This window comes from Streptomyces muensis (genome assembly GCF_021474425.1).
Taxonomy (GTDB): domain Bacteria; phylum Actinomycetota; class Actinomycetes; order Streptomycetales; family Streptomycetaceae; genus Streptomyces; species Streptomyces muensis.
Map to the genome: position 1 here is coordinate 1 of NZ_JAKEIP010000309.1, position 8,826 is coordinate 8,826.

Annotated in this window: 8 protein-coding genes; 4 read left to right on the forward strand and 4 right to left on the reverse strand. The window is 71.3% G+C overall.

Features of this window, described 5'->3' with window-relative positions; all coding sequences use genetic code 11:
- Positions 1-486: 486 nt before the first annotated feature.
- On the reverse strand, positions 487-1,335 hold the full coding sequence (locus tag L0P92_RS38790) for an SMP-30/gluconolactonase/LRE family protein (protein ID WP_234767836.1): 849 nt from the start codon (positions 1,333-1,335) through the stop codon (positions 487-489).
- Positions 1,332-2,105 carry an IclR family transcriptional regulator gene (locus L0P92_RS38795; protein ID WP_234767837.1) on the reverse strand — a complete coding sequence of 258 codons (774 nt, stop codon included), beginning with the start codon at positions 2,103-2,105 and terminating at the stop codon, positions 1,332-1,334. Before L0P92_RS38795 ends, L0P92_RS38790 begins: the two co-directional genes overlap by 4 nt.
- Before the next feature lie 259 nt (positions 2,106-2,364).
- On the opposite strand from L0P92_RS38795, the gene L0P92_RS38800 reads away from it, so the two are divergent.
- From L0P92_RS38800 to L0P92_RS38810, 3 genes are all read left to right on the forward strand, one after another.
- The gene (locus L0P92_RS38800; RefSeq protein ID WP_234767842.1) at positions 2,365-4,365 is read left to right on the forward strand and encodes a TerD family protein; all 2,001 of its coding nucleotides are present in this window, start codon (positions 2,365-2,367) and stop codon (positions 4,363-4,365) included.
- 110 nt (positions 4,366-4,475) lie between these two features.
- Positions 4,476-5,048, forward strand: a complete 573-nt coding sequence (locus tag L0P92_RS38805) for a DUF2269 domain-containing protein (protein ID WP_234767838.1) — start codon at positions 4,476-4,478, stop codon at positions 5,046-5,048.
- A gap of 72 nt (positions 5,049-5,120) precedes the next feature.
- The gene (locus L0P92_RS38810; RefSeq protein WP_234767839.1) at positions 5,121-5,987 is read left to right on the forward strand and encodes a hypothetical protein; all 867 of its coding nucleotides are present in this window, start codon (positions 5,121-5,123) and stop codon (positions 5,985-5,987) included.
- Between the two features lie 40 nt (positions 5,988-6,027).
- Here the strand turns inward: L0P92_RS38810 and L0P92_RS38815 are convergent, their stop codons facing one another.
- Both L0P92_RS38815 and L0P92_RS38820 read right to left on the reverse strand, forming a co-directional pair.
- Positions 6,028-7,290, reverse strand: a complete 1,263-nt coding sequence (locus L0P92_RS38815; RefSeq protein WP_234767840.1) for a PucR family transcriptional regulator — start codon at positions 7,288-7,290, stop codon at positions 6,028-6,030.
- Positions 7,291-7,292: 2 nt separating this feature from the next.
- Positions 7,293-7,445: a hypothetical protein gene (locus tag L0P92_RS38820; RefSeq protein WP_167348315.1), complete on the reverse strand. Its 153-nt coding sequence runs from the start codon at positions 7,443-7,445 to the stop codon at positions 7,293-7,295.
- Between the two features lie 226 nt (positions 7,446-7,671).
- Between L0P92_RS38820 and pgfA the strand changes: the two genes are divergently transcribed.
- The gene (pgfA, locus tag L0P92_RS38825) at positions 7,672-8,658 is read left to right on the forward strand and encodes a cell envelope lipid trafficking protein PgfA (RefSeq protein ID WP_234767841.1); all 987 of its coding nucleotides are present in this window, start codon (positions 7,672-7,674) and stop codon (positions 8,656-8,658) included.
- Positions 8,659-8,826: the final 168 nt, after the last annotated feature.

Sequence of the window (8,826 nt, forward strand, 5' to 3'; positions counted from 1 at the left end):
GGGCCGAGTAGGCCGGGGGGCCGCCGAGGCCGGGGGCCGAGTAGGCCGGGGGGAGGCCGCCTAGGCCGGGAGGCGCCGACGCCGGGAGGCCAGGAGGCGCCGAGACCGGGAGGCCAGGAGGCGCCGAGGCCGGAAGGCGGGGGTACCACCGACGGCGCGGAGATGAGCCGCCCGGCTGGGGGCCACGGCGCCGATGGCCCGGCCGCGGCGCGAACACAGTCGGCCGGCTGCGCCTGGCCAGGGCCGGTAACCCGACCACGGCACGAACGATCAGCCACCCGGCTGCGTCGGCCGGGACCGGCAGTCGAACGCGGCACGAACGAGCAGCCAACCGGCTGCGCCGGCCCGGGATTGACCATCCGACCACGCTCCGGCTGTGGCCCCGCCGATCGCCGGGCGACCGTGAGTGCGGTCGGCAGGCAGGGCGGGGCCGGCGTCAGGCCGGGCTCGGGGGCGTTCCTCCGGCTTGTTGGCGGCGCCGCGGGGTCAGCCCTTGAAGGGCGGTTGGGGTAGGCCCTTGCCCGCGTTCGGGATCACGAAGAGGGAGCCGGCCAGGGCGGGTGGGGACGTGAGGCCGACTCGGGCCGTGGTGATGTAGAGGTCGGTCAGGTCGGGGCCGGCGAAGGTGCAGGCCGTGACCCGGGGGACGGGGAGGGGGATCACGCGGTCCAGGGCGCCGGCCGGCGTGTAGCGGCGTACGGACGCGCCCTCCCACAGGGCGACCCAGACACAGCCCTCGGCGTCGACGGTGAGGCCGTCGGGGAACCCCGCGCCGTCCTCGATCTCAACGAGAGGGCGGCGGTTCACGGCGCCGTCGCCGGTGAAGTCGAAGACGTCGACGCGGCGGGTCGGCGAGTCGACGTAGTACATGAGGCTGCCGTCCGGGCTCCAGCCCGTGCCGTTGCTGACCGCCACGTCGTCGAGGACGACGTCGACCGTGCCGTCACCGGTGATCCGGGACAGCGTGCCGCCGCCCGGCGCCTCGTCGTAGCGCATGGTGCCGGCCCACAGGGAACCGTCGGGCGCGACGGCCGCGTCGTTGGCGCGACGTCCGGCGACGGGCTCGTGGTGCAGCCAGCGGAAGGTGTCGTCGGGGTCGAGCAGCCCGACGCCGTCCCGCAGGTTCAGCACCAGGCCGCCGCCGGCGCGCGGCTTGACGGCGCCGACGTGCTGCGGTGTCGTACGGACCGAGCGACGGCCCGAGACGGGGTCGTACGTGTGGATCCGGGACCCCAGGATGTCGATCCAGATCAGCCGCCCGCTCGCCGGGTCCCAGGTCGGGCCCTCACCGAGCTCCGCCTCCGCCCGTACCGCCACCTCGTACGCGGTCGTCATGCCACGCTCCGGTGTCCGAGCCGCTCCGACAGTTCGGCGGCGCCCTTGGCGGCGAGCTGCTCCAGCTCGGCGCGCCGGTCGTCGCTCCAGCGGATCATGGGCACGGAGATGGAGAGCGCGGCGACGACCTGGCCCGTGCGGTCCCGTACGGGCGCGGCGACGCAGGACACGTCCGGGTTGGACTCCTGGCGTTCCACGGCGATCCCCCGCTGCCGGATCCCGGCGAGGGCCTCGCGCAGGGCGCCCGGGTCGGTGATGCTGTTGGGTGTCATGGCGATGAGCTCGGCGTCGTCCGGGACACGGGAGGAGAGCTCCGGCTCGGGCAGGGAGGCCAGCAGCATCTTGCCGACGGACGTGCAGTGGGCGGGCAGCCGCCGCCCGGCGGCGGACACCATGCGCACCGCGTGCGTCGAGTCCACCTTGGCGATGTAGATGACGTCCGTGCCCTCCAGGATCGCCACGTGCACGGTCTCGTCGCAGGTCTCGGCGACGGACCGGGCGACCTGCTGCCCCTCGGCCGCGAGGTCGAGCTGCTCGGCGTACCGGCTGCCGAGCTGGTACGGCCGTACGCCCAGGCGGTACCGTCCCGGCTGGCCGGGGACCTGGACGATGTACGACCGGGCTGCGAGTGTGGTGACCAGCTCGTGCACGGTGGTGCGCGGCAGCTGGAGCTTGCGCACGATGTCGGGGGCGGACAGCGTGCCGTCCCCGTCGAGGAAGAGCTCGAGAATGTCGAGAGCCCGGGTCACGGCTGGTACGAGGCGTCCCACGTCCGGCATCCTCCCTTGGATGTCAGGCTGCGTTCGAAATTTCAACAGCCGATCGGAATAACGAACACAGGCTACTCAACTTGCGTTTCCCCCGGCAATGGCCTTGCGCGGACCGCCTCGAAAGCTCCGCGAGCGTGGCGGACGACCAGTACCGTTTCACGTGTGCGACACGTCACACTCTGCCGCAAGGGGAGGGATCCGGGGCCGTCGCGTACGCACGCGCCCCCGGGTGAGCGATTTGGGGGGTTCTGTGCACGACATGGTCATGGGCTCGAACGTGACGCTGACGGCCCTGAGCGAAGACGTCGGCTCGGTGATCGTCAGCCTGGGCTGGGTCAGCCCGACCGGCGAGGGGGACGCCGATGTGTCCGTCTTACTGCTGGACGCCAAGGGCAAGGTCCGCAGCGACGCCGACTTCTACTTCTACAACAACCCGGTGGCCGCCGACGGAAGCGTGCAGCTGCTGGGGAAGACACCGACGGAGGACGGCAACGAGGACCGGATCTCCTTCGACCTGACCGCGGTCCCACCGGACGTCGAACGGATCGTCGTGGCCGCCAGCCGCTACGACGGAGCCCGCTTCGCGGAACTGGAGAACGTTCAGCTGAGGCTGGCCGACGCGGCCGGTGAGAGCCTGCTCCGCTTCGCCGTGGGCGACGCCGGACCGGTGAGCGCGATCATCTTCGGCGAGCTGTACCGGCGCGGGGCGGACTGGAAGTTCCGTGCCGTCGGACAGGGCTACGACTCCGGTCTTGCGGGGCTGGCGACGGACTTCGGGGTCGATGTCGACGACGACGCGGCCGAGACGGAGAGCGCCGCGACACCGGAGGAGACGGCCGCGGACACCGTGCCCGCGCCGACGCTGGACGCGGTGCCGGCTCCGCGCCAGTCCGTCGACGAGGCCGGACCCCGCAGACCCGCCGCCCGGCCCCGCACGGCGAAGAAGCGGGTCTCCCCGCCCAGCACCCCGCCGAAGTCCCTGGCGGAGAACGACTCCTGGAAGCCCGCCAGGCTCTTCCCCGTCTCGGCGCTCAAGAGCGACCGGGACCGGGAGACGCGCGCCACCTCGGTGCTGCTGTCGGTCATGGCCCAGGTGCCGAGGTTCGGCAGACGGCTCACCGCCGCGTTCGGGGCACCCTCCGGCCGTATGGAGACGTTCACCGAGGTGGCCCTGCCCCACGGCGACACACCCCGGCGCCCCGACGGAGTGATCCGCATCGAGCGGGCCGGCAAGCTGTGGACGGCGCTCGTCGAGACCAAGACCAACGGCAACGCCCTCAAGGACGACCAGGTGCAGGCGTACATGGACATCGCCGCACGGCGTGGCTACGAGGCCGTGATCACCGTGTCGAACGACGTCGCGCTGGAAGGCAGCCCGCTGGTCGACGTCAAGATCGACCGGCGCCGCAAGCACAAGGTGGCGCTCTGGCACCTGTCGTGGGCCGAGGTGGCCCATCAGGCACAGCTGCTCATCCGGCACGAAGGCGTCGGCAACGCGGCACGCACCTGGCTGCTCCAGGAACTGCTGCACTACCTCCAGCACGAGAACTCCGGTTGCCACGGATTCCAGAACATGGGCTCGGCATGGGTGCCGGTACGCAACGGCATCGGCGACGAGACCCTGTGCCAGGGCGACCCGCGCGCCCTCGAGGTGGTCGAGAACTGGGAGCGGCTCATCCGCCAGGTGTGTCTGAGGCTCGGCGGTGAACTGGGGCAGAAGGTGCTGCCGGCCCAGCGCACCAGACGCGGCACCGACCCCGGAACACGCCGCGTCCAGCTGGCCGACCAACTGTGCCGGGAGGGAAGGCTCCAGGCGGAGCTCCGGGTGGAGCAGGCCCCGGGGCTGCTGGCGATCAGCGCCGATCTGCGCACCGGCAAGCTGCGTACGTCCGTCGAGATCCCCGCACCCGAGCAGGGCTATCCCCTGACCTGGGCCAAGCGCCTGGTCCGCCGTCTCGCCGAGGCACCGGCGGACCTGCATGTCGAAACCCTGGTGGAAGGCGAGACGGGCGGTCCCCGGGGCACTCTGGAACGGCTGCGGCCCGAGCCGGCGGACATGCTGCCCAAGGGCGGCGCCACCCGCATCACCGGCTTCCGCCTCTCCCTCTTCAAGAGCATGGGCAGCACCCGGGGCAACACCGAGTCCGGCTTCATCCGCAGCGTGGACGACGCGGTGCACCGCTTCTACACCACCGTGGTGGTCCACCTGGACCGGCCGGCCCCGCGACGGACCGCGCCGAAGGAACCCGCCGGGGCATAGGCCGTGTCCGCAGGAGCAGCCCGGGTGCCGCCGGATACGCCCACGCAAGTACACCGGGTTACTCCCGCTGTCAGACGTGCTCGCCGCCCGCGCCCGGCACGGTGTTGTCCATGTCTTCCACGACCTCTTCCGCGTCCGCCAGGAAACTGAGCCGTCCCGTCCGCCGGGCCGTCCTCGTCGTCCATGTCGTCGCCTCCGCCGGCTGGCTCGGGCTCTCGCTCGGGCTGCTGGCGCTCGCGGTCACCGCGGCCGGCACCGGGTCCGCGGTGACGGTGGAGGCGTCCGTACGGGCGATGAAGCTGTTCGCGGACTGGCTGCTGCTGCCGGTCGCGTTCCTCACGCTGGTCAGCGGGCTGGTGCTGTCCCTGGGGACGCAGTGGGGGCTGGCGCGCCATCGGTGGGTGTACGTCAAGTTCTGGCTGACCCTCGCCACGACCACCGCCACGGCCTTCGCCCTGCGCCCCGGCCTTGGCTCCACCGTGGCCGCCGTCGCCGCGGGCGAGCCGTTGCCCGATGCCACGGACCTGATGATGGGGCCGATCGTGTCGCTGTCCGCGTATGTCTTCATGACGGTGATCTCGGTGCTCAAGCCCTGGGGGCTGACGCGCCGCGGACGCAGGCTGCGCGCCAACGCCCGCAAGCCGGTGCGGCAGCCTGCCGAGCGCACCCGTCAGGCCGCCTGAGCCATGGGCAACCTCCACCGCCCCGGCGGCGACCAACAGGTGAAGTCCCGTCCCCCACCAAGGGAGTTCACCATGCGCACCCCCCTGGCACGTCTCGGTGCCGTACTCGCCGCGGTCATCGCGTTGATCGCCGCGCCCGCCGTCACCGCGGCTCCCGCCCGGGCCGCCACTCAGGCGGCCGACCAGTGGAACCCGCCCGCCGGCCTCGTCCAGCCGCTCGGCGAGGTCTGGAACCACGTCGAGTCGACCTACCCCGACCTCTACGGCTTCCGGAACTACGGCTGGGACCAGGTCATGGCCAACCGGGGCAGCGTCAACTACTGCGTCCGCTGGGAGTCCGACGCCCCGGTCAGCGCCGCCCTGCGCGACCGGATCCATGCCGCGCTGAAGAAGCAGTTCGGAAAGTGGATGGCCGCGATGGTCGAGAGCGACGGGACCGGTCACAACGCCTGGCCGTACACCGACGTGCCCGTCAACATCGTCGGCTGGGCCGTCAAGAACCGGTCCACCCTGCAGTGGAGCGACAACTCCGTCGACATCTACGCCGGAGTGCTCGACGGGGCCGGCGCCCCGCAGTGCGCCCCCGACTGCGGCCGCTTCTTCCACCAGGACGGCAACTACTCCAAGTGCCCGGGCGGCGCGGCGCGCCACTACGACCAGTCGCTGTGGCTGACCAAGGGCTTCCAGGGCGGGGCCGGCGGTGACTGGGGGCAGCGGGTCGGGCAGGAGTACTTCACCTCCGCGCTCGGCCAGGAGAACATCCACATCTATCTGCACGAGGTCGGCCACACCTTCGGCCTCGACGATTTCTACGACTGGTCTCCGACCGGTCAGTGCTGCTTCCTGATGAAGGCCGGATCCGCCGCGCAGATCACCGAGTTCGACAAGTGGATGTTCCGGGACTTCTGGCACCATCTGAAGAGCCGCTCCGGCCTTTGAGCCCGGCCCGTCCCCGTTCGCCTGTTCGGTGAACGAGGTGCTACCGGTGCCCCTCCCCCAGCGCCCCCCTCAACCGCTGTGCCCGCAATACCAGTTCCAGCTCGAACCGGCGGTCCGGGTCGTCCATCTCGTCGCCCCACAATTCCCGGATCTGCCGCAGCCGATAGCGGACCGTCTGGGGATGGACCCCCAGGCGGGCCGCCACCTCCGGCGCCCCGCCCCTCGTCTCCAGCCACGCCAGTAACGTCTCCGCGAGCCGTCGACCGTGGGTGGGGCCGCAGTGCCGCAGCGGGGCGAGGCAGCGCACCGCGAGGTCGTCGATCAGTTCCTCGGGCTGGAGGAGGACCAGTGCCTCGGTGTGCTCGGTGCAGTACAGGACGTCCCCGGCCGGGAGCAGGCGGCGTTCCATGAGGCGTACGGCCGCCTCGGCCCAGCGCAGCGACTTCGCGGCGTCGGCCAGCGGGACGGGCGGGCCGATGGCGCCGGACCAGCCGGTCAGGGCCCGGTGGAGGAGTTCGGGGCGGCCGCCGGCGTCCGGTTCGGGGACGACCATGCGCGGCTGCTCGTACTCCATGTCGAGCAGCACGCCCTGTCCCACGGCCGGTGCCATCGCCTCGCGGGCCGGGCGCAGGAGGACCCCGACGGCGACCTTCTCGGGCAGGGGCCAGCCGATCCGGGCCGCCCGTTCGGTCAGGGCGTCCGCCGGGTCGCCCCGGTGGTGTTCGGCCAACAGCAGTTCCATCAGGCGGCGTTGGAGGCGTAAGCGCTCGCCGGCCTGGCGTGCGGCCGCCTCCGCGTAGCCGCGCACCGACTGGTCGACGAGGCCGTCCAGGTACTCGTAGCCAGCGTCCACCAGCTCGTACATCGCGGGCGGCGGTATGTCGACGCGCTGCCCGATCTCGGCGAAACGGCGCCAGGCCAGTCGTACGCCCATCCGGTAGATCGCCTGGAGCGAGTCCAGGGAACGGCCGTTGAGGCCCTCGCCGCGGCCGAAGTCCTGGAAGACGCCGGGCGGGACGGTCGGACGGCCCTCCGAGGTCTCCAGGTGCTGGACGAAGACCTCGATGGCGCGGCGGATGCCGACCAGGGCCATCGGTTCGCCCGACTCGTCCAGGACCAGCGGCAGATGCGGGTACTCGCGGCGGATCTCGCGCAGGATCTCCTCGGCGAGCGCCGGGGCGTCCGCCATCGCCAGCTCCGCGAAACGGCGGACCTGGAAGCGGGGTACGTCCCGCCAGGCCGAGCGGACGGCGGCGGGCGAGACCGGGGCGGGAGTGGCGGAGGTGGCGGGGGTCGCGGCCACGGTCAACTCCCCTGGCCCGCTTGCTCGTAGGTGATCAATGGCGTGTTGGGCTGGTCGGGCGTCGCTTCCAGCAGCGCGACGACGCCGAGCGCGGCGCCCACCGCGAGTACGGCGGCGAGCGCGACGGTCAGCGCGGCGGCGAGCAGTCTGGACATCGCAGGGTCAGCCTCTCTGCATCCGGAGGTCGTCCCCACCCCGGTGGTGCCAGCCTGGACCCGGTCCACCCCTGCCTGTCGCCTTCAGTCTCGACAAGCCGGGTCGGCCCGTCAAGACATTGACACTCCGTCAAGGGGCGCCTACGGTTCCCGGCCCAAGAACGGCCAGGCAACGACCGTGCACCGAGCGTGCATCGACCATGCGTCAAATCCCCAGGAGTGCCGGATGCGCCGTACAGCCTCACCTCTTTCGTTGATCCTGCTGGGCCTCGGCACGTTTCTGCTGGTACTGGCGCCGATGCTGGCCTGGTACGTGACCCCGCGTGCCGCCGTGAACCCCATCGACATCGACACCACGGCCGTCTACAAGGGCACCGGCAGCGTCTTCGACACCGACAAGATCGAGACCGTGCCGGACCAGGAGATCACCGTCACCCAGCGGGTGCGCGGCAATGTGGCCGAAAGCGAGCGCAGCGGCAACGCCGTCTGGGACGTGATCACCACCGTCGACACCGACAAGTCGCTGCCGGCCGCCGACCCGCACGACGCGCTGGACTTCACCCCGCACCGCTGGGTGATGGACCGGAAGACCACCCGGCCGGTGCACTGCTGCGAGGAGTCGCCGTACATCGAGGGCGAGGCCTATCTGAAGTTCCCGTTCGACGTGGAGAAGCGCTCCTACCAGTGGTGGGACAACACCGGCGGCACCACGATCACGATGCGCTACGACGGCACCGAGAAGGTCCAGGGGTACACGGGCTACCGGTTCACCGGCACGGTCGCGCCGCGCAAGGTCGGCACCCGGCTCGTCCCCGGCAGCCTCGTCGACGAGCCGGACCGCCCGCAGGTGCTGGCCGAGGAGTGGTACTCCAACCACGGGTTCAAACTGGTGGTGGATCAGGCCACGGGCCGGGTCGTCTACGCGCAGACCGGGCCGCGCCGCACCCTGCGGGCGCCCGGCGCCGACAAGGACGCGGCGGTGCTGCTGGACAGCGAGAAGATCGCGTTCACCACGGCCACGCAGAAGGAGGCCGTACGGCAGGCGAAGCGGGACAGCGGTCAGCTGCGTATGGTGGGCCGGACGCTGCCGATCGGGGCTGCCGGGGCTGGATTCGTGCTTGCGGTGGTGGGGGGCGTTTTGGTGGTACGGGGGCGTAAGCGCCCTGAATCCACCGGTGCGGTCGAGATGCCCCAGCCCACGCTCACAATATGACGTGACGTCAGCTCTAATAAAGCCGGAAATTGTCACGCCGGTGAGTAGCCGTGGCGAACGGCTGGGCGAAAACTGTCCACCCCCACCCGGACACAGCCTGTCCACACCCCACGCACAACGAACGTAAACAGTCCAGCACCTTCGAATCCCCCCACGGGAACCCAAACC

Excerpts from the sequence above, each read along its gene's own strand:
- L0P92_RS38790 (WP_234767836.1), bottom strand. The coding sequence starts at position 1,335 with ATGACGACCGCGTACGAGGTGGCGGTACGGGCGGAGGCGGAGCTCGGT.
- L0P92_RS38800 (WP_234767842.1), top strand. The coding sequence starts at position 2,365 with ATGGTCATGGGCTCGAACGTGACGCTGACGGCCCTGAGCGAAGACGTC.
- L0P92_RS38805 (WP_234767838.1), top strand. The coding sequence starts at position 4,476 with ATGTCTTCCACGACCTCTTCCGCGTCCGCCAGGAAACTGAGCCGTCCC.
- L0P92_RS38810 (WP_234767839.1), top strand. The coding sequence starts at position 5,121 with ATGCGCACCCCCCTGGCACGTCTCGGTGCCGTACTCGCCGCGGTCATC.
- L0P92_RS38820 (WP_167348315.1), bottom strand. The coding sequence starts at position 7,445 with ATGTCCAGACTGCTCGCCGCCGCGCTGACCGTCGCGCTCGCCGCCGTA.
- pgfA (WP_234767841.1), top strand. The coding sequence starts at position 7,672 with ATGCGCCGTACAGCCTCACCTCTTTCGTTGATCCTGCTGGGCCTCGGC.